Below are 20,905 nucleotides of genomic sequence, written 5' to 3'. Positions count from 1 at the left end.
GATGGCCGTGGAACTCCCGGAGCCGCTCCAGTGGGTGCTCCTGCTGCTCGCCGGCTGCCGCTGGCCGGAGGCGGACGAGGACCAGCTCCGGGAGATGGCCGACCACTGCCGCAAGGCCGCGACGGAGCTGAAGGACGCCACCCAGAGCTCCGACGCCGCGATCAAGCGCGCGCTGGACGGGCAGCGGGGCGCGGCGGCGCAGGCGCTCACCACGTACTGGGCCAAGTACAGCACCGGCAAGGGCACGCCGGAGGACCCCGGCTACCTGCCCGGCGCGATCAACGCGCTCGACGGCATGGGCGACATGCTGGAGCAGATGGCCAACTCCGCCGAGACCGCGAAGATCCAGATCATCGCCCAACTCGGCATCCTCGCCTTCGAGATCGCCACCGCCGAGGCCGAGGCGCCGTTCACCGCCGGTGCCTCGCTGCTCGAAGTCCCGGCGATGATCGGGGTCAGCAAGGCGGTGGTCTCCACCCTCCTGAAGACCCTGCTCAAGGAGATGATCACGATGGCGGCCAAGCAGGCCGCCCAGATGGCCGCGATCAACCTGCTCGCCCAGGGCATCGAGCTCGCCCAGGGCCACCGCAAGAGCATCGACATGAAGGAAGTCGGCCAGAACGCCCTGGGTGGCGCGGTGGGCGGCGCCTCCGCCCACCTGATCGGCAAGGGCATCGGCGCGGCCGGCAAGAAGCTGGGCGCCGAGGGCGCGCTCAACTCCACCGCCGGGAAGATGGCCACCGGCGCAGTGGTCGGCGTCGGCGCCGATGTCTCCACCCAGCTCATCACCACCGGCAAGGTCGACCCCAACTCCCTGCTCGGCTCCGGCCTCTCCGGCGGCGCCGGCGCCGGCCTGCACGCCGGTGCTGCCGCGCTCAAGGGTCACCCCGATGCCCCCAAGCTCGCCGAGGCCCCCCACCTGGACTCGGCCGGCGCCGGCACCCGCAGCGGCCCCGACGGCCCGCCGACCTTCTCGACCTCCACCCGCTCCGCCGGGGACAACACCTACCAGGGGCCGGCCAGTCGCTCTCTCGGTAGCGGCAGCGGCGACGAGGGAGCCGGGAATGGCCCGGGGGCCGGTGCGGACGAGTCGCGGGTGAACGGACTGGTGCCGTTCGGGTCTCCCTCGGCTTCGGCCTCGGCCCGGACCCCGTCCGTGGACGCGGTGTCGGCTCGTTCGCTGGATCGGTCGATGGAGGGTGCGCCGGACCGGTCGTTGGGCGCGGTGTCGGCTCGTTCGGTGGACCGGTCGTTGGGCGCGGTGTCGGCTCGTTCGGTGGACCGGTCGATGGAAGGCGTGCCGGACCGTTCGGCTTCGGCCACTCCCGAGGCGCAGCTTCACGACGTGTCCTCGGTCACCCCGGAGACGCAGCTCCGCGACGTGGCCTCGGTCGGCCGCCCGGAGCAGTCGTCCGTTGCCGGCGAACCGATGACCGCACGCGAGCAGGTCGCGCAGCAAGAACCGATGACCGCACGCGAGCAGGTCGCGCAGCGGGAACCGGCGACGCTGCGCGAAGCGGCAGCCCCGCAGGAGTCGCGGGGCGACAGCCCGTCGGCGCAGCGCGTCGAACAGGAGCCGGCGGTGCCGGCCCAGGAGGCGGTGGCGACCCGCCAGGAGATGCCGACGGCAACGCTCCAGGAACCGATGCCTCGTCAGGAGGTCGGCGAGCCTGCGTTGGCGCGCGGCGGCGACGATCTCTCGCCGGCACCGTCGGCGACGAGCCAGCACCGGGCGGCGGAGGAGCCCGCGATCCGGTCGGAGGTCGGCCGCGAGGAGCTGCCGCAGCAGGCGGAGCCCCTGCGCGAGCCGCTCGCCGAGCAGCCCGGGCCTGCCGGTGCGCCGCTGGTCGAGCACCCCGTCGAGCGCGAAGGCGCCGGGGTGTCCGTCCCGATGCACGAGCAGAGCCCGGTGGCTGAGGTGCCGGGTGAGCAGCGGGCGGTGGTGGCGGAGTCGCCGGCGCATGAGCAGAACCCGGTGGCTGAGGTACCGGGTGAGCAGCGGGCGGTGGTGCCGGAGACTGCCCCTGTCCGTGAGCAGGGCGTGGTGGCTGAGGTACCGGGCGAGCAGCGCGCTGTGGTGACCGAGCCGGTGGCGCCCGTACACGAGCGGCAGGCGGTGGTAACCGAGCCGGTGGCGCCCGTACACGAGCAGCAAGCGGTGGTCGCGGAGGCCCCGGCCCAGCAGCGTGCGGCAGTGACCGAGCCGGTGGCGCCCGCGCACGAGCAGCGGGCGGTGGTGGCGGAAGCTCCGGTCGAGCAGCACACGTTGCGGGCTGAGGAGGTCGGGACGGAGTCGTCTGCCGTCCCGTTGCAGCGGAGTGGTGCGGCGACGGTGCCCGATCTGGGTCGGGTGCTCAGCGGTGTTGCTCACCCGTCCGGGGGTGGGGACAACACGAGCCTTGCCGGTGGGGCCCGGGTTTCCGGCGCTGAGACCCAGCCCCGTCCGGGCTCGGAGCAGGCTGTCCCGGTGCCGGGCGAAGCCGACCCGGCGCTGGCGTCCGGTGCCCAGAACCAGACCGCGATCCCGCCGGTGGGCGGCGGCTTCGTGCCCGGCCCGGTGGCGGGCGGTGGTGGCGGCCACGGGAGCAGCAGCCGACCCGCCTCGCCGACACCGAGTACGCCGAAGCCGTCGGAGGTTCGGAACACCCGGCCCGACAGCCCCGCCGGCACACTCCGGCCGGGTCCCGTCCGGAGCCGTACCGACCGGTCCGCCTCGCCCACTCGGCAGGAGAGGCCGAAGCAGGACGCCGTGCCGCAGCCCGAGCGGCAGGCTGCGGCGGATGACCGGGTGTACGAGGGTTTCCGGGAGTTCATGGACGGGGTGGACGGCGCCGGGAGTCACCTGCCGGAGTACCAGGCGGAGGGAGGTCTGCCGCCGGCGGGCCAGGAGCACGGGCAGCAGGAACCGCACGTAGAGGCATCCACGCATGGTGCTCCGCCGTCCTCGGAGACCCTGGGCGGGAGCAAGGGCGAGGGCGGTGGGGAGAAGTCGGCCGTGCACCTGGCGGGTCAGGAGCATGGCCGGCAGGAGCAGCAGGAGTCGCACGTCGAGGGGTCGACGCATGGTGCTCCGCCGTCCTCGGAGACCCTGGGCGGGAGCAAGGGCGAGGGCGGCGGGGGGATGTCGGCCGAGCACCTGGCGGGTCAGGAGCATGGCCGGCAGGAGCAGCAGGAGTCGCACGTCGAGGGGTCGACGCATGGTGCTCCGCCGTCTTCGGAGATCCCAGGTGAAGCCGGTACGGAGAAGTCGGTCGAGCACCCGGCGGGTGAGGGGCTGCCGCCGGAGGGGGAGGGGAACGTTCCGGAGCCCTCGCGTCGGGCCGTTACCGAGACCGACTTCCCGCCTGCCGGGCGGCGGGTGCCGGTGGCGGGGGACGGGCTCTGCCTGCTGCACTCGCTCGCCGTGAGCTCGCCCGAGCTGGTGGGGCACGGCGGTACGGGGGGCGCCGGCGCGGCGCGGCGGTTGCAGTCGGCGGTCGAGGACCACTTCCGTGACCTGCCGCCGGAGCACTGGCCCACCGAGGTGGTGGCCAACTACCGAGGGAATCTGGTGGCCCGGGGCGACCTGACCCGGAGCGAGCTGCTCGACTACCTCCCGGCGGATGTCCGGCCGGGGTACGAGCGGCTCCCGCTCCGGGACCTGCGGGAGATCGTCGGCGAACACCTGACCCACAACGCTCCGCCGCCCTCGGCGCGCGAGCGGGCCGCCCTGCTCCGGACCGCCCGGGACTGGGAGCGGCGTTGGCTCACCACCGAGGGTGAGATGCTGCCGGCGGCGGCAGCCCATGCGCTGGGCCTGCGGCTGCGGGTGCTCGGGCATGACGGGGTGCCACGGGCCGTCTTCGGTCCGGCGGACGGGCGGCCGGTGACGGTCTACCACCGGGGCAACCACTACGACGGCAGCGAGCCGCCCCCGCGCGCGCCGCAGGACCCCCACCCGCCGGCCACCCCTGCCGCGCACCAGCACACGAACGACCCCGCCCAGCAGAAGGCGACCGAGAAGAAGACCACGGAAGAGAAGGCCGGCGCGGAGCCGACTGTACCGAAGGACCCGGCGGAGGCGGAGAGCAGTGAGCAGCCGGCGAAGCCGCCCGCGCCCGAGACGCCGAAGCCGGAGGGTGAGGGTGGGGGCGGGCCGAAGCCGCCCGCCGGGCCCAAGCGGATCGAGGGGTCCGACCTGGTGGTCGGGCTGACCGAGCACGAGACGGCTGTCCGGGACAAGGTCTTGGCCGTCCTCGAACGGGCCGTGCCGGGGGACCGGGCGGCTGCTCGGGCCTTCGCTGACGCGCACTTCGGCCCGGCGACGCTGCGCCCGATGGTCAGCGCCCTCTCCCGGGGCGAGACGTGGACGGCCAAGTTGGAGGGCAACGGCTGGAGTGGCAGCGTCAAGCTGCGTGGCGAGCTCACCGAGTCGACGCACCTGCGTACCGAGAAGATCGAGTTCGAGAACGGCGCCGACCGGACGGTGTCGACCGGAAGCCAGCACGACGTGCAGTGGCAGTCCAACATCGGCATCCAGGCCCGGCAGACGGTGGCCGGCGCCGAGCCGGCGGAGTTGGCGGCCTACCACCACGACCGTGGGCACGGCGAGGTCAACCTGGATCTCGGCGGCATGGTGGCGCGGTCGAAGACCTCCGAGCCCGCCGACGTGTTCAAGTCGACGATGCGGCTGGAGCTCGACTTCGGCGACCTGCGCCACGACCACACCCCGGTGAGCACCGGCTCCGGCGGGCACACCGAGACGGTGGACCTCGGAATGACCGTGGCCCGCCCGGTCCGGGCCGAGGGCGATGCGGTCGGCGAGCTGCGGACACCCCCGCAGCGCCTGCGGGACGGCCGGGTCGGCGGGCAGGAGATCGTGCTGGACCTGTCGCCGCACGGCGGGTCCGAGGGCCACCGCCCGGTGGAGGGGCTGCTCGACCACGTGGACGAGGCGGCCAGGAAGGAGTTCGGCAAGGACTGGCCCGCGCTGCGCGAGAAGGTGCTCGCCGAGGTGGACTTCCCCCGGCTCCAGCGGGATTTGAAGAGCATGACGGCCGGTGAGCCGGTCACGGTCGCGCTGACCGACCGGCGCGGCCGGACCATCGGCTCGGTCGAGATCAGTGCGCGGGTCGGCGACCTGCACCAGACCGGCACCACCAAGGAGACCGAGTTCAACATCGGCACCAGCGTCCAGCAGGTGCGCAGCAGCGCGAAGAGCCGTGGAAACGCGGGGCAGCTCGGCCTGGCGAACACCCTGCGCCCGGCTCCCGTCTCGATGGGCGTCGGCGGCGCCGGGCGGCTCGGCCGGGACCGGATCGAGATCTCGGGCGACAGCCGGGCGGCTCAGCTGACCAGCAAGTCCAAGGTGCCCGGCGTCCGGTACGAGGGCCCGGTGCACTTCGAGCTCTCGTTCAACGGCAAGCCCGACACGCACCCGGCGGGCACGGCCGACGTCCGGCTGCTGGTGGACCGCGCCGACACCACCCCGAAGGCCGCCGAGGCGGGCAAGGCGACCGAGACCGCCGAGGCGGGCAAGGCGACCGAGACCGCCAAGACTGTCGAGACCGAGGGGACCGCCCCGCCGAAGACCCAGGAGGTCGCCGGGCCGCCGGATTCGGTCTGGCACGGCGGCGACGACCGGGGCGGCCTGGGTGAGACCGTCGTGGTGCGCGATGTGGAGACCACCGCCGCGCTGCGGGCGGCCGTGGACGCCAAGGGGCGGGAACGTTTCGGCGACGACTGGGACGCCGTCCGGGGTGAGGTGCTGCGCGGCTTCAGCCAGCCGAACCTGGCCGCCCGGCTGACCGGGATGACCCGGGGTGAGCCGCTGGAGGTGAAGGTCCCCGGCAAGGAGAGCCTGGTCGTCACGGCGACGGCCCGGGTCGAGTCGATGACCTTCCGCCGCGAGGACGGCAAGGCCGAGCTCAACACGGTGAGCGAGACCAGCACGTTCAGCGTGGACCGCCGCCTGGAGTCGCGTACCGTGGCGGCGACCGGCCAGTTCAGTGGCACCGTCGCCAAGGGCACGCCCGGCGCCGACCTGGGTGCCGTCACCACCGGCCAGCAGCGCGAACGGGTCGGCGGGCAGGGTCGGCAGGCCGACCGGGTGTACGCCAACGGAAAGTACAGCGCGCCGCAGGTGATCTACGGTGCTCACCTGGCCGTGGACGTGCACTTCGGACGGCCCGGCGAGAAGCCGGAGGGCAAGTCCGAGGTCTCGGCGCCGCTGCATGTCGAGGTGGGCCTGGACGCCCGGGACACCGTCAAGACCGAGGCGCCGGTCGGCGAGGACGGCGCGATCGCGTTCAAGCCGCCGACCGAGTCGGCCGAGTCGACCGAGCCCGCAGCGGGCGGCCGTCCGGACGGGGCCGGCCGGGAGGCCGTGGAGCTCGACCGGCCGGCGGCCACCCACACCGCGCCGCGCCGGATGCGGGAACAGCAGGAGCTGAACGCCTCGTACGTGGTGCACACCCTGAGTGGCGCGGACAAGGTGCGCACCACGGTGGAGGACGCCGTCCGGTCCAAGTACGGCGAGCCCTCGGAGGAGGTGCGCCAGCGGATCGGGGCCACCTTCGACCGGGTCGCGCTCAAGGCCCAGCTCTCCCAGCTCACCCGGGGCGGGAAGATCACCGAGACCGTCTCCGGCACCACCTGGAAGGCCGAGGTCACCGTCACCGCCAGGGTGACGGACAGCGCCTACCACTCCACGGCGGAGAAGTACGAGTTCGAGTCCGGCACCCGCTCCTCCCGGGGCCAGGGCAATGTGCGGGACCGGCGCGAGCGCCTCGACGCCGGCGGCCGGTTCAATGTGCGGGCCCCGTTCGTCACCGTCGGGGGCGGCTACAGCCACCGGATCGACCGCACCTACGCCAACGGCGTGGAGACCGTCGGCTCGGCCTCCAACCGGGGCAAGCACGTGGAGCCGGCCGTGATCTTCGACGTGGGCGCCGCGTACGACGTGAAGGTCACGTTCAAGCGCCTGGGGGTGGACGACGGCTCGCACACCCAGCAGGTGGACACGGTGGCCAGGGTGGCCGTGCCGATGCGCGACGCAGAGCCGGTCGGCGGGCCGGTGGAGCGGACTACGACGACACAGCCGAAGGGGTTCGTGGAGGGGCGCAGGCTGGACTCCTCGGCGATCGTCACCGACATCCACGCGCTGCCGGAAGCTGGGCACGGCAAGGTCGAGGGTACGGCGGACGGCAAGGCGGAGATCCCGCCCGGGCCGCGGCGGACGCTGGGGGAGTCCGTGCTCTCCCAGGTGGAGGCCGGGTGGAAGCCCGCCGCCTCGCGCCGGACCTCCGGTCCTTCGCCGACGGAGCGCAATCCGTTCAGCAGCGACTGGGCGGGCATCCACCGCAAGCTGGAGGCGGAGCTCACCCCGGACCGGCTGCAGTCCCGGCTGAAGGGCATGACGGCCGGGGACGAGATCGTGGTGCGGCACGGGCGCACCACCGTCAGGGTCGGCGCGGTGCTGCGCGACCGGATGGAGCACCTGGGCGACTCGGGTACCACCGAGTTCAACACCGGCACGGACGTCCAGCGGTCCTTCGCGGACACCGAGGGCACCGGCAACAGCCACCAGGGCGTCTTCGGCGCGACGGCAGCCGTCCCCGTGCCGGGCGCACCCGTGTCGGTGACGGCCGGCCTGACCGGTACCGGTGGCCGGGGCCACGACCACGTGGACGTCCGGAACACCGGCACCGGCGCCGGCTCCGCCACCAAGGCCAAGGTGCCCGGCAGCGCCTACCGGGGCGAGGCGGAGCTGCAGTTCACGATCACCCGGCGGCCCCTGGTCGGCCCGTCCGTCCACCAGCGGCGCACCGCGGCGATCGGCTTCGAGACCATCGTCGAGACGAGCGAGACCCGGCCGGTGCCGTCGAAGCCCTCCGCCGAGGCGCCGAAGCCTTCCGCTGAGACGGCGGGCCCGGAGCGGCCGCCGCGGACCCTCCCGGCCGAGGCGCCCGAGCGGGTCAGCGTCCAGGTGCCGCCGGAGCGGGTCTGGGACACCGGGCTGCGTGACACCGACGTGCTGCGCCACCTCGGCGACGTCGGCGGGGTCCAGGACCTGGTGCGGCTGCGGGGGCCGGAGTACTTCGGCAAGAAGACCTGGGAGGAGATGCAGCCGCTGGTCGGGTCCGTCACCTCGCACAGCCACCTGTCGGCGCTGTTCGGCACCGCGACCCAGGGCTCGGAGGTGGCGGCGAGCATCCCGAGCAAGCGGGTGACGCTGGCCGGCGGCAAGGGGGTGGAGGTCGGCGTCAAGATCGTCTCCCTGGAGCATGGGGACACCGACAAGGCGGTCGAGCTGAGTCCGTCCAACAACACCTCCTCCGGGACCACCCATGCGGAACTGGTCTCGAAGAACGCGGGGGCGCAGGGCCAGGTCGGCGCCAGGGTCACCGCCGGGATCACCAGCCACAACCCGGCGATCACCGGCGGGACCCAGCGGCTGTGGCGCGAGGGCGGCACGCACGGCGATTCGGGCCAGGTGGTCAACAACGCCAAGTACCCCACCCCGATGGCTCGTTACAGCGGTCACGCCGAGGTGGAGGTGACCCTCTTCGACGGCAACCGCAACCCGGTCAAGGAGAAGGGCGTGGTGCCCTTCACGGTGGACATCCCGCTGTCCGAGACCACTGCGGTGGACCTGCCGGGTGACCACTACCTGGCCTTCACCGAGGACCACCACAGCGGTGAGCTGCGCTCCGGCGAGGGGGCCGGGCTACTGGAGGACGTCCACCAGGTGGTGAGCGGGGGCGGCCACCCGTTCGACCAGGCCACCGCCACGCCCGCCGAGCGCGAGCAGCTGATGGGCACCGCCCGGGTCGGCCGGGCGGCCTACGGCAGCGGGTTCACCGCCGGGACGGCGGCCGGTGAGGCCCACATCCAGGCGGCGCACCGACTGGTCGAACTCTCCGGCGGCTCCTCGACCGCCACCTCCGCCCTGCTGGGCGACCTGCTCGGCAAGCCGGCGGGCACCCCGCTCAAGGGCGAGGAGGTGCGCCAGGTGCTCGACTACGTGGAGCGCAAGCAGGCCGAGGGGCCGGTCACCCTGGACGACCTGGTCGCCGGGGCGCAGGACGGCTGGCCCGAGCAGGATCCGTACCAGGTGCACCGCGAGGCGTGGACGGACCACGGCCCGGCCAACGAGCTGGTCACCGCCGCGATGGCCACTGCCTCGGACGCGGCCCGCCCACTGCTCCAGAGCGGGCTGCCCACGGTCGGGCGGCTCCACTTGACCGTCTCCGGCGAGGGCCCGGACCTGCCGCTGCGGCAGGAGTTCGAGCTGAGCGGCGATCCGGTGGAGCAGATCCGCAGCATCGAGCAGTCCACCTACCTGAAGCCGGGCACCCGGCCGAGCGAGGTCTCCGTCCGGCTGGCCAGCCCGCCCGGGGCCGCACAGGGCTGGGACTACCGGCTCACCGCCCGGCCCGACGGCAGCCGTGAACTGACGCTGCGCCACCGCCGGGGCGCGGAGGGGGAGCAGCCGGACGAGCAGGCCGGGGCGGCGGCTGCGGCGAGCATCACGGCGGCGGGCCGGTTCGCGGCGGGGCGGAGCGCGGCGCGGGTGGAGTGACCGGGCTCGGCCGGGCAACGGCAGCGGGTCGGGCTCGGCCGGGCGGGGTCGGCTGGTCGGGCTCGGCCGGGGGGTCGGCGGGTCGGGCTCAGCCGACCGGGTAGCGGAAGGCGCCGTCCAGCGGGAAGGGCGCGGACGGGAGCCAGGAGGCCAGCACCAGGCCGGAGGGCAGGAACATCGGGGTGGGCAGCGCGCCGACCGGGACGCGCTCCCACCCCGCGCAGTTGTGCGGCTCCAGATTCCGCGCCGGGGCGTCGGAGGGCGGGGCCAGCACGGCGGCGGTGAGCCGGGCCCGGCCGGTGGCGTGGTCGAGCAGCATGGCGAGCACCCGCATCTCCGCGGCGGGCAGCTGGAGGCCGGTCTCCTCGGCCAGCTCGCGGGCGGCGGCCTGCTCGAAGGACTCGCCGGGCTGGTCGACCTTGCCGCCGGGCAGGCTCCAGGTGGGTGGCTCGCCGGGGGTGGTGCGACGGCCGATCAGGACGTGGCGGCCGTCGGTGCTCGGGACGATCACGCCGGCACCGAGCAGCGGGGGAGTGGGCATGGTGGTGGCCTCCGGTGAGCAGTTGTCACCGGAGGCTACCAGCGGGGGTGCTACCAGGCGGAGGGCTTGAAGTCCTTGAGGAAGCAGCCGTAGAGGTCCTGGCCCAACTCGCCCTGGACGATCGGGTCGTAGACCCGGGCCGCGCCGTCGACCAGGTCGAGCGGGGCGTGGAAGCCCTCCTCGGCGAGGCGCATCTTGTCCGGGTGCGGGCGCTCGTCGGTGATCCAGCCGGTGTCCACGGCGGTCATCAGGATGCCGTCGGTCTCCAGCATCTCCTTGGCGGAGGTGCGGGTGAGCATGTTGAGCGCGGCCTTGGCCATGTTGGTGTGCGGGTGGCCGGCGCCCTTGTACGCGCGGCTGAACTGGCCCTCCATCGCGGAGACGTTCACCACGTACTTGCGGCGGGCCGTGGAGGCCGCCATCGCCGGGCGCAGGCGGCTGACCAGCACGAACGGCGCGGTGACGTTGCAGAGCTGCACCTCCAGCAGCTCGACCGGGTCGACCTCGCCGACGGTCTGCACCCAGGTGTTGGTGTCGTGCAGGTCGGGCACCAGGCCGCCGGCGTCGATCGCGGTGCCGGCCTCGATCCGGGCCGGCGAGGCCGAGCCGGTGACCAGGGCGAGCGCGGCCACGTCGTCGGCGGTCAGCGCCTCGTGGGTGCCGGAGGGCTGGCCGGGCAGCATCGGGCGCTCGACGCTGCCGCTGCCGAAGCTGCCGAACACCTCGGAGACGGGCAGCTCGCCGGCGGGCAGCGGGGCCTGCTCGCCCGCGACCAGCTCGCTGTACGCCTGCGGCGAGCGGCGCACGGTCTGCGCGGCGTTGTTGATCAGGATGTCCAGCGGGCCCTCGGCGGCCACCGAGTCGGCGAGCGCGACCACCTGGGCCGGGTCGCGCAGGTCGATGCCGACGATCTTCAGGCGGTGCAGCCACTCGGCGCTGTCCGGCATCGCCTTGAAGCGGCGGATCGCGTCCTTGGGGAAGCGGGTGGTGATGGTGGTGTGGGCGCCGTCGCGCAGCAGCCGCAGCGCGATGTACATCCCGATCTTGGCCCGGCCGCCGGTGAGCAGCGCGCGGCGTCCGCTGAGGTCGACGGAGGCGTCCCGGCGGCTGCGGTTGTCCTTGGCGCAGGGCGGGCAGAGCTGGTGGTAGAACGCGTCCACCTGCACGTACCGGGTCTTGCAGGTGTAGCAGGAGCGGGGCCGCTCCAGGATCCCGGCGATCTCGGTGGTGGTGGCGGTGGTCAGGCCGAAGGCCCCGGCGGTCTCGTCGTCGATCCGGCCGGGGGCGCCGGTGGCCGTGGCCGCCGTGACGGCGCGGTCGTTGGCCGTCTTGCGGGCCCGGGTCTCCTGGCGGCGGCGCTGCTTGAGCGTGCGGAAGATGCCGCCCACGGCCATCCGGACCTTGATCGCGTCCGGGTGGTCGACCTCCAGCTCGTCCAGCTCGGCGAGCACGGCGAGGAAGAGCTCCAGCCGCTCGGGCGCGATGCCCGGGCCATACTCGATCTGCTCCTCCGGGGTGTCCTGCTCCGTCATGCTCGCCGCTGCTTCCTCGTCCGCCCGGCCCGGCACCGTGCCTGGTCCAAAGACGAACTGTACGGAGTGCCGGGCGGCGGGCCAAACCTCCCTCGGTCGGGTGACGGTGAGAGATCCCTTACAGACCCGGTGCGCCCGGCGGCGGTTGCTGGAGCGCGGCGAGCCGCTGACGGTAGTCCTCCGGGTCGATCTCGCCCCGGGCGAGCCGGTCCGCGAGCAGCTTGGCCGGGTCCTGCGGCGGGGCGGGCGGCTGCCAGCCGGGTGCGCCGCCGTGCTGCTGCCAGCCGGGGCCCTTGGGGCCGCCGTAGTGGCGCTGGGCGCCGGGGCCGGACCGGTGCGACCAGAACCGCACCAGGGTGACCAGCACCGCGATCAGCACCAGGCAGAGCAGGATCATCGTGATGCCCGACAGCACCCAGACCCACCCGCCGTGGTGGGGGCCGAACTGGTGGAAGTGCCTCATGGTCACTCACCTCCACCCTGCCACCTACCCCGCCGGGATAAGCCCTACCTAAGAAGGTCGCGCTGATAGGCGATCGCCTGGGAGGCCTGTGCCCGCGCTTCCATCGTGGCTCATCGAACCGCTCTGGGATCAATTCGTGGTCCTGCTGCGAGGCGATCGCCGCCATGACCCACTCGGCTGCCACGATCCGCAGCCGCCGCGACGAGTGGATCCGACTCGGCGTGTTCGCCCGGCTCAAGCAGATCGCACTGGACTCCTACGACCGGACCGTCGGCCTGGTCCTCGATCAGATCGCCGTGGACGGCTCCATCACCAAGGCGCCCGGACGCGGCGAGGTCGCCGGCCGCCCACCGGTCGACCGCGGCAGACAGGGCGCAAACGCTCGGGCACGACGGACGGGTACGGCATTCCACTGGGCCGTGTCCTGGCCGGTGCAAACCGCCACGACTCCCCGTTGCTCGCTCCGACCCTGGACCGTCTGGAGGACCTGGGGCCGGTGCCCGACGACATCACCGTGCACCTGGACGCCGGCTACGAGTCGGACAAGACCCGCGCGCTACTCAGCGAACGCTGCCTGCGCGGACGCGTCGCGCACAAGGGGGAGAATGCGCCCGTCCAGGCCAGTCAGCGTTGGCATGTCGAACGCACCCGCGCCTGTCAGAACGCCTTCTACCGGCCCGCCCGCTGCTACGAGTGGCGTACCACCGTCATCGACGCCTTCTTCGACCCCGCCGACACGATCATCACCGTACGTAGCCCGATTCGACAGGCATGGGCGACAGGGCGTGTAAGCGTTGATGTGGGCCGTTGCTTGGGTGGTTTCTATGGCGCCGCGTTCGGTTGGAGCAGATCAAGAGCGTCGGCGACGGCGGCGGTGACGCGGATGGCCTGATCGGGGAGGTGTTGGGCGATCCAGTTGGCTGCGAGTTGGTGGAAGTCGGTGAGGTCGCGTTCTGCGCCGGCCAGCAGGTGGCGGAGGTCGGTGACGGGCAACTCGATCACGGGGCTGTCGCTCTGCTCGCGGTCGACGGTCAGCCGAACGGTGTCGCCGTCGCGCTCGGCAAGAGCGACGGGGTCGTGGCCGAACATGGCAGCGCCGGTGCCGTCGGTGACCGAGGACCAGTCGCGCCAGTCTTCCAGCCCGCCGCAGCAGCCGGGCACGAAGGTGATCCCGGTGGAGGTGTCGGTAACTCGCAGGCCACCGGTGACGTGAAGGCTGTCGAAGGTCAGCAGTCCGTGGAGGAAAGACTCGGTCGGGTCAGCCGGCCGGGGCGGCCGGTCATCGCCGTTCTCGGGATCGGGGTCAAGGTCGTTGCACTCGGCGATGCGCATGATCGCGATCCCGACCTCGGCGGGGTCGAGTCCACCGTTGAGTGTCAGGTACTCGAACTGCTTCCACGCGGCGATGGGCCAGAGTGCGAAGTCGTCAGGGGCGTAAATCTCGAGGACGGGCTGCATCACGATCACCCGCAGAGTGTTCCTCAATCTCCGCCGGTGAGGCATCCCGGTTATGTCGAGGCCGGTCGTTGATCGGCGGTGAGCCAGTCGCAGTAGGCGGCTGCGAGGAAGTCGTCGCGGCGGGTGCCGCGTTCGATGTGGAGATGACGGCGGGCCAGACGCCGAAGTGGTGGGCGACGGCGGCGAGGGGGATGTTCTTGGCCTGGCGTGCCGGGCGGAGGTCGGCGGTCTCGGGGACCGCGACGGTCGTGGTGGGGCAGCGGAAGATCTCCCGGACGAGGGCGCGCTTGAGGAGGCGGATGATCTCCTTCTTCGTTCGGCCGGCCGCGGTCTGGCGGGCGACGTAGTCGCGGGTGCGCGGGTCGCTGGACATCCGGCACAGGGCTATCCGGTAGAGGGCGGCGTTGGCGGCGCGGTCGCCGCCGCGGGACAGGCGGTGGCGGGTTGGTCCTGCCGCTGGAGGCGGGGACGGGGGCGACGCCGCACAGGGCCGCGAAGGACGCCTCGGTTCTAAGCCTGTCGGGGTTACCGCCCGCGGTGATCAGCAGCTGGGCGGCGGAGTCGAGGCCGACGCCGTAGGCGGCGCGCAGGCCGGGGTTGAGCTCTGTGACCAGGGAGTCAAGGGCGGCGGTGCGGCGGTGAGGGCCTGGACGCGTTTGGCGAGGGTCTTGAGCGCGGTCAGCACCGCGATGCGGACGCCATTGCGGGCGGGGCCCAGGCGGGCGAGGGCCTCAGTGCGTTTGTCGCCCCGCAGAGTGCTGTGCTTCGCGCGGATGTCCTCGGGGGCGCCGAGGGCCCGGATGCCGGTGATCGTGTCGTCCTTGGGCGCTGGAGGCCCGGCCGGAAAGGGCGGCCCGGGCGGCGGCGTAGGCGTCGATGGGGTCGGACTTGCCGCCCCGACGGCGTTCGGCCCAGTCCGGTCGGTCTACCTCGACCACCGCCAGTCCGGCTTGGCGGGCGGTGCGGGTGAAGCCCGAGCCGTAGGAGGAGGTGCCTTCCACCCCGATCGCGGCCACGGTGCCGTGGGCGGTGACGAAGGCGACCGCCGCTGTGAGGTCATGCTCCACCCGGCCAGGGCCGTTGAAAAGCGGGGCCCGGCAGCTGGACAGAACAACCGGAGGACAGCCCAGCAGGGCATCAGTCAGTGGCAGAGCCACAACCACCGGAGACCCGGTTACGACTATCACTGTCGGTGGACGGTGTTACGTTCTGTGACATGACCGATCACGCGCTATGGCTGCTGCGGCAGGACCGCCGCCTGGCCGAACTGGCCGCCTTCCCCTTCGACTTCGACCTGGACCGTGCCGCCCACGGCCATGTCGAGGAGGTCCGCCTCGCCTCGGGCGGGTCGCTGGAGACGGTAGCCGGGGACGATACCGGCGGTACGTACTTCGTGTGCGCGGACGGCTCGGTGCTCTACGCCGACTCCGAGGGTGCTGCGGGGATCATCGGCTCGAGCGTCGACGAGGCCCTGGAGCTCGTGATCGGCTTGCCCGGCTGGCGCGGCTACACACGTCTGTCGCCAGACGACGGTGAGGAGAAGATCCTGGCGTGCGTCGCGGAGACCGAGGACGAGATCCGTGAGTACTACGGAATCGACGAGGAGCGTGCCGAGCTCCGTGCGGCGCTGGGCTTCCCGAAACGCTCCCCGGTCGAGCTGGTGGGCAGGCTGCGTGCCGCGCTGCTGCGCACCGAGCCTGAATTCGTACTGCTCAACGCGGATGAGGGGTGCGCGTACGACCGGATAGGCCCGGCCGGTCCCCCGCTGTGGGAGCCAGTGCTCGCGGCGGGCCGCGCCGATCTCGCCCGGCTGCGGGAGGGCGACCGCACGGCATGGCGTGAAGTCGCCGAGGACCCGGTGCGGCGCCGGATCACCCTGCGGGCCGCGCAGTTCGACCGCGCTGAGGGAGATCTGGAGCTGCTTCGGCATCTGCTGCGGCACGAGACACGGTCATCGATGACGGACGAACTGCGGCTCGCGGCCGTGCTGGTGGGGCTGCGCGGGGACACCGCAGATCTGCCGCTGCTGCTTGAGGTCCGGGAGACGGACTTCGATACGGCGTGCGGCCTGGGCGGTATACCGGAACCGGGTGCGAGCGCGGACGACTTGAAACAGTGGGCGCGGGCGCTCGACGAGTCGATGTTCGGGACGGACCCGATGGGCGAGCCGGTCTCCACATGGACCGACCTGGCGCGGGATCAGGGGATGACGGACCTCGCGCGGGTGGCGCTGATCCGCGAACTCGACGACATCTTCCTGGACCAGAGCAGACTCCGCCGCCCCGAGGCGCCCCGCACCCTGACGACGGCTCCGCTGAGCGGGCTCGCCCGGGACTTCGAGGAGCTCGGCGATCTTCCCCAGGCGCTGCGTGCCCAGCACCTGTACGCAGCCCTCCAGGAGACGGCATGGGACCAGGCCTCGGCTCGGCGCACCTTGGCCCGCCTGGAGCGGGAGGCGGGCCGGTTGTCGCAGGCGGCGGACAGCCTGGCCGCCGTGCGTGACGCCCTGGCCGCCCCGGGCGACGGCTCACTGCGCTGCTGGCAGCAGGTCAACCTCGGCCGCTTCATCGCCGAGGAGCATTACCGGCTCACCCTCGCCTTGGCCGCCGCGGGCCGCCCCGAGGAAGCTCGTGTCCTCCTCACGGCCGCCGACGCCATACTCGGCGAGCTCTCGGAGAACGCCGCGAACGGCATCCGCGAGCTCGCCGAGCGGACTGCTGCGAGAGTGCGGGAGGTCAACTGAGGACGGGCAGGGCGGGAGGGCGGTCCGTCAGGAAGCAGTGAGCGCGGTGGGCCAGATAGAGGCCAGGCCTCCCTGTGGTGCACCGCTGAGCGTGGCGTTCGCCCGCCGGTCCTCCGCATACTCGGCCTTGAGCATCTGCCGGATCAGCTGCGGACATCGTCCACCGAGGATTCTCTTCTTCAGGATTACGAGCACACCTCGTAATCCTGGTTGCCGGAGCAGTCTTCTCGCTCGCCGCTACGAGCGGCACGCCGCCGTCATCGAGGCATTCTCCGACCGCGCCGACATAATCATCACTGTGCGTAGTCTGATCCGGCAGGCATGGGCGACTCGCCACTGGGACGAACGCCCGTGAGCGGTGGTCGAGCCGCTGCTGCAGGAGCTCGGCTTCGGCTCCGGGATGACGTGCTGGCGTCGCCTGGCCGAATGGAGCGAGGCCGGTGTGTGGCCCCCGGCTCCACGCGGTCCTGCTGGCCAGGCTCCGCAGTGCGGGTGCGCCGGACTTCCCCCGGGTGGCGGTCGACGGCTCCCGCATCCGGGCGTTAAAGGGGGCTCCAAAGCGGGACGAAGCCCTGTGGACCGGGGCAGGGCAGGCAGTAAGCATCATTTGATCACTGATGCCACCGGTATCCCGCTCGCGGTCACGCTGACCGGCGGCAACCGTAGCGATGTCACCCAGCTCATCCCGCTGCTTGACGGGGTTCCGCCGGTGCGAGGCGAGCGAGGGCGGCCCCGGCACCGGCCCGACGTGGTGCTCGGTGACCGTGGCTACGGCCACGACAAGTACCGACGCCTCGTCCGTGCCCTCGGCGTGAAGCCAGTGATCGCCAGACGCGGCACGAAGCACGGCTCTGGACTGGGCACTCAACGTTGGGTTGTCGAGCGAGCCTTTGCCCATCTGCACTGGTTCCGCCGCCTGCGTATCCGCTGGGAGATCCGCGACGACATCCACGAAGCCTTCCTCGGCCTGGCACCCTCACCGTCACGCCGGACGGCGTCCGCGGCCCGGCTCCCGCCACCGCCGCCGTCACCATCGCCCCGGCTACCGGCGCCGACATCCGCGAGGTCTTCTGCAACCGCGTCAACTTCTACGCCACAACCCAGCTCGCCGAAGCCGCCGCGGAACAAGCCACTGATCTGGCTGCCTGCACCGTCGACGAGGCATGGGACATCGGCAAGCGGCTGGCGGACCTCTTCTGACCCCAAGTCCTCCACCCGGCAGCGTCCTCGATCATTCTGTGAGAAGTTCCAAGCCCTCGGGGATCCGGAGTACTCAGCGCTCGGGTTCCAGCAGGAAGACCGGGATCACCCGGGCCGTCTTCGCCTGGTACTCGGCGTACGGCGGGTAGGCGGCCACCGCCCGCTCCCACCACCGGGCCCGCTCCTCGCCGGCCAGCTCGCGGGCGGTCATGGCCCGGAGCGCGGGGCCGTCCTGGAGGTCCACCTCCGGGTGGGCCCGGAGGTTGAAGTACCAGTCCGGGTGGCGCGGGAAGCCGCCCTTCGAGGCCACCGCCGCGTAGCAGCCCCCGTGCTCTACCCGCATCAGCGGGACCTTGTGCAGCCGGCCGCTGCGCGCGCCGCGCACGGTGACCATCACCACCGGCAGCCCGGTGTCCCGGAGCGTGGTGCCCTGTGTGCCGCCCGAGCTCTCGTACAGCTCGACCTGCTCGCGGATCCACTGCATCGGACTCGGCTGGTACTCGCCTTCGAGCGGCATCGCGCACACCCCATCGGTCGCCTCCGGACCCTGCCGGGCCGGTCCGGCACGGTGAGCCGTGGACCGCACGCGTCCGTCGGGGGAGTAGCATCTCGGCCCGCGACAGAAGTTGATCACTGGCGGCGCACGGTCACCGGGGCCGGAGGTCCGGCGGGGCGCCGGTGCCGCCATCGGTGCGGAGGGGCATCCCATGGGACCTGTCACATTGATCACCGGCGGTTCGAGCGGCATCGGGGCGGCCACCGCCCGCGGCCTGCTCGAGCAGGGGCACCGGGTGGCGGTCACCGGCCGCGACGCCGACCGGCTGGCCGCCTTCGCGGCCTCCGCCGGTGCGGGGGAGCGGCTGCTGACCATCGGCGGGGACGCCGCCGACGAGCACCACGTCGCCGCCGCCGTGGGCCGGGTCGTCGACTCCTGGGGCCGGTTGGACACGGTGATCGCCAACGCCGGGTTCTCCCTGCCCGGCACCCTGGAGGACCACGAGGCCGAGGCCATGCGCGCCATGGTGCTCACCAACGTGCTCGGCCCGGCCCTGCTGGTGCAGCAGACGCTGCCGCACCTGCGCCGGTCCAAGGGCCGGATCGTGGTGGTCGGTTCGATCGCGGGCATCAGGAACACGCCCGGCAACATGTACTCGGTCACCAAGTGGGCCGCGCACGCCCTGGTCGAGAACGTCCGCCTGCTGGTGGCCAAGGACGGCATCGGCGTGACCCTGGTCGCCCCGGGCGTGGTGGACACCCCGTTCTGGGACGAGCGCGGCGGCTGCCCCGACCCGGCCCAGACCCTGACCCCCGAGCAGGTCGCCGCGACGATCCTCTACGCCGTCAACCAGCCCGAGGGCGTGGACCTCAGCCACCTCGTGGTGCGCCCCGCCGGCCAGCTCGGCTGAGCGGGGAGGCGCTCAGGGCCGGCCGGGCAGGCCGGGCAGGCGGTCGAGGGTGATGCCGAAGTGGTCGCGGTAGGCGGTGAGGGCCTCGGCGGGAGTGAGGTCGGCTTCGGTGCGGGTGCCGTCCGGGGTGGTGGTGATCAGGCGGGTGCCGGCCAGGGTGACGCGGCCGCCGGCGGGGGTGGGGCGGGAGCAGGTGGAGGAGACGGTGAAGTGCGAGGCCGGCGAGGTGGTCTGGTACCAGCAGGTGGGGGCGAAGTCGGTGAGGGCGTAAGGGCGTTGGTCGAGCCGGTACTGGGCCTCGCCGGCCATGGTCACGTCCAGGTCGCCCTCGGGGGTCGCCTCGACGGTGAAGGTGCCGGCCGGGTCGGGCTGGGGTTCGCGGGTGTCCAGGCGCAGCGGCTGCCGGGCGAAGCGGCCGAAGCCGACGTCGACCAGCCAGGGCCCGTCGAGCTGGACCCGCAGGGCGAGGTGGTCGAAGGGCGTGGTGAGCCCGGCCGCGCCGAACACCCGGGCGCTGAGCAGGTCGACCCGGTAGCCGAGGGCGGTGAGCAGGGCGGCGAAGGCGCCGTTGAGCTCGTAGCAGAACCCGCCCCGGCGGCGGTCGACGATCTTGGCGAGCAGCGCGTCCTCGTCCAGGGAGACGGGCTCGCCCAGGTGGATGCTCAGGTTCTCGAACGGGACGGCCAGCAGGTGCGCCTCCTGGAGCCGGCGCAGCCCGTCGAGGTCGGGGCGGGCCGGGCGGGCGGCGCCGATCCGGGCCAGGTACTCGTCCACCCGGGTGTCCTGCATGGTCGTGCTCCTTCGCGGTGGTGCGGGGCGCGCCCGGCGGTGCGGGCGCGCGGGGGCGTCAGCTGATTGTCTCGACCCAGCGGAGGTGGCCCTCGACCACGGCGAGGGTCTCGGCCGTGCCCTCGGGGGTGCGCAGGCGGAGGGCGGCGCCGTGGCGCAGGACCGGCGCAGGGCGCGGGTCCGGGTCGGGGGCGTCCTCCACCTGGAGCCACCAGAGCGGGCCGGTCTCGCCGAGCGCGGCGATCGCGGCGTCGAAGGCGGCCAGCCGCGCCTCCGGCACGTGCATCCGGGTGGCCGAGTGGTAGACCACCCGGGGCTCGCCCGGCGGCAGGGTGCGGGCCAGCCCGGGCAGCAGGTCGATCGCGTCGCCGGCCAGCACCGCCGGCGGGTCGGCGGCCACCAGGTCGAGGGAGGCGGTGAGCAGCGCCCGCTGGTCGTGGTGCTCGGGCCAGATCAGCGCCCGCAGCCAGGCCCGGGCCGCCGGGTCGGTCAGGTCGACGGGGGCCAGGTCCACGCCGAGCACGCTCGCCAGTGCCGGGAGGGCGTCCAGGTCGGGGAGCTTGCCGGTGCCGTGCAGCTCGGCGCGGAGCTGGACGGGCGAGCCCGGGTCGCCGTAGCTGCGGCCGCCCAGGTGGTAGCCGTAGCGGTCGAAGCGCAGGTTGAGCCCGGCGCTGGTGCCGACCTCGATCAGGTGCACCGGCTGCGCGGTGCGCTCCGCGACGGTGGCCAGGCCGATCCGCAGGCCCAGCGCGCGCTGCACCTGGTTGGTCTGCACGAGCCGGGTGGAGATCAGCTCGGCGAGGCGGCCCTCGTGCACGGCGCAGAAGTCCCGGAGGGCCGGCCCGGCCTCGGCGGCCGGCGCCGGGTCCGTGGTGACCGAGGGGAAGTAGCCGGCGAGCGGGTGCTCGGTGCCCTCCAGCAGCAGCTGGTGCACGGCGCCGAGGAAGAGGAAGGTCGGGTACTGGCCCGGGCGCCCCCGGCCGGCCAGCTCCAGCAGCGCGTCGTCCGTGGCCACCACCTGGCAGAGCGCCCGGTAGAGCGGCGAGGTGGCGAATTCGCCCGGGTCCGCGAAGGCCGCCCGGAGGCGCTCGCGCTCGGCAACGGTGATCTTGGCAGGCATGCCCCGACGCTAGCCGGAACCCGCTGGTGGGGGGGGGTCCGGTTCGGTGAGAGGCGGATCACAGGGGCGATCACAGCGCAGAGCGGCGGCG

13 protein-coding genes and 2 pseudogenes are annotated in these 20,905 nt (G+C 73.0%); 6 read left to right on the top strand and 9 right to left on the bottom strand.

The annotated features are described in order from the left end of the window. The first annotated feature begins 1 nt into the window (after position 1). Positions 2 to 9,562, top strand: a complete 9,561-nt coding sequence (locus CFP65_RS04270) for a hypothetical protein (RefSeq protein ID WP_104814811.1) — start codon at positions 2 to 4, stop codon at positions 9,560 to 9,562. A gap of 88 nt (positions 9,563 to 9,650) precedes the next feature. On the opposite strand, the gene CFP65_RS04265 is transcribed toward CFP65_RS04270, so the two are convergent. The 3 genes from CFP65_RS04265 to CFP65_RS04255 form a co-directional block, all read right to left on the bottom strand. Further along, on the bottom strand, positions 9,651 to 10,103 hold the full coding sequence (locus CFP65_RS04265) for an NUDIX hydrolase (protein WP_104814810.1): 453 nt from the start codon (positions 10,101 to 10,103) through the stop codon (positions 9,651 to 9,653). Between the two features lie 50 nt (positions 10,104 to 10,153). Further along, on the bottom strand, positions 10,154 to 11,635 hold the full coding sequence (locus CFP65_RS04260) for an SDR family oxidoreductase (RefSeq protein WP_104814809.1): 1,482 nt from the start codon (positions 11,633 to 11,635) through the stop codon (positions 10,154 to 10,156). A gap of 118 nt (positions 11,636 to 11,753) precedes the next feature. Further along, positions 11,754 to 12,098, bottom strand: coding sequence for an SHOCT domain-containing protein (locus CFP65_RS04255; RefSeq protein ID WP_104814808.1), 345 nt, complete (start codon positions 12,096 to 12,098; stop codon positions 11,754 to 11,756). A gap of 88 nt (positions 12,099 to 12,186) precedes the next feature. Here CFP65_RS04255 and CFP65_RS04250 point away from each other — a divergent pair, with 88 nt between their 5' ends. Next, entirely contained in the window at positions 12,187 to 12,990 is an 804-nt protein-coding gene (locus tag CFP65_RS04250) for a transposase (protein WP_371682360.1), read from the top strand. Here CFP65_RS04250 and CFP65_RS04245 read toward each other — a convergent pair. The 3 genes and pseudogenes from CFP65_RS04245 to CFP65_RS42390 all read right to left on the bottom strand — a co-directional run. Continuing rightward, positions 12,921 to 13,556 carry a hypothetical protein gene (locus tag CFP65_RS04245; RefSeq protein WP_217368255.1) on the bottom strand — a complete coding sequence of 212 codons (636 nt, stop codon included), beginning with the start codon at positions 13,554 to 13,556 and terminating at the stop codon, positions 12,921 to 12,923. The genes CFP65_RS04250 and CFP65_RS04245 overlap by 70 nt on opposite strands. Further along, entirely contained in the window at positions 13,525 to 13,929 is a 405-nt protein-coding gene (locus tag CFP65_RS42395) for a hypothetical protein (RefSeq protein WP_158702022.1), read from the bottom strand. The genes CFP65_RS04245 and CFP65_RS42395 overlap by 32 nt, the downstream gene beginning before the upstream one ends. 82 nt (positions 13,930 to 14,011) lie before the next feature. Beyond that, a pseudogene (locus CFP65_RS42390) lies at positions 14,012 to 14,146 on the bottom strand (transposase); the annotation flags it as partial. A 626-nt stretch (positions 14,147 to 14,772) separates the two neighbouring features. On the opposite strand from CFP65_RS42390, the gene CFP65_RS04230 reads away from it, so the two are divergent. From CFP65_RS04230 to merB, 3 genes and pseudogenes are all read left to right on the top strand, one after another. Next, complete coding sequence (locus CFP65_RS04230) at positions 14,773 to 16,299, top strand: hypothetical protein (protein ID WP_104820645.1); 1,527 nt, start codon at positions 14,773 to 14,775, stop codon at positions 16,297 to 16,299. A 400-nt stretch (positions 16,300 to 16,699) separates the two neighbouring features. Continuing rightward, positions 16,700 to 17,257 (top strand): annotated as a pseudogene (locus CFP65_RS04220) (IS5 family transposase); the annotation flags it as partial. Next, positions 17,170 to 17,499, top strand: a complete 330-nt coding sequence (gene merB, locus CFP65_RS42385; protein ID WP_104814805.1) for an organomercurial lyase — start codon at positions 17,170 to 17,172, stop codon at positions 17,497 to 17,499. The pseudogene CFP65_RS04220 and the gene merB, both read left to right, overlap by 88 nt. 73 nt (positions 17,500 to 17,572) lie before the next feature. Here merB and CFP65_RS04210 read toward each other — a convergent pair whose 3' ends face one another. Further along, positions 17,573 to 18,016, bottom strand: coding sequence for a nitroreductase family deazaflavin-dependent oxidoreductase (locus CFP65_RS04210; RefSeq protein WP_104814804.1), 444 nt, complete (start codon positions 18,014 to 18,016; stop codon positions 17,573 to 17,575). Between the two features lie 190 nt (positions 18,017 to 18,206). Here CFP65_RS04210 and CFP65_RS04205 point away from each other — a divergent pair, with 190 nt between their 5' ends. Next, a complete protein-coding gene (locus tag CFP65_RS04205; protein ID WP_104814803.1) occupies positions 18,207 to 18,905 on the top strand; it encodes an SDR family oxidoreductase in 699 nt (232 codons plus the stop codon). A 12-nt stretch (positions 18,906 to 18,917) separates the two neighbouring features. Here CFP65_RS04205 and CFP65_RS04200 read toward each other — a convergent pair whose 3' ends face one another. Beyond that, a complete protein-coding gene (locus CFP65_RS04200; protein ID WP_104814802.1) occupies positions 18,918 to 19,694 on the bottom strand; it encodes an arylamine N-acetyltransferase in 777 nt (258 codons plus the stop codon). A 58-nt stretch (positions 19,695 to 19,752) separates the two neighbouring features. Then, complete coding sequence (locus tag CFP65_RS04195; RefSeq protein ID WP_104814801.1) at positions 19,753 to 20,814, bottom strand: DUF2332 domain-containing protein; 1,062 nt, start codon at positions 20,812 to 20,814, stop codon at positions 19,753 to 19,755. Between the last annotated feature and the right edge of the window lie 91 nt (positions 20,815 to 20,905).

The sequence above is a fragment of the Kitasatospora sp. MMS16-BH015 genome, assembly GCF_002943525.1.
Taxonomy (GTDB): domain Bacteria; phylum Actinomycetota; class Actinomycetes; order Streptomycetales; family Streptomycetaceae; genus Kitasatospora.
The sequence above is the reverse complement of the archived record's forward strand: the minus strand, read 5'-3'. Positions and strand labels throughout refer to the sequence as shown.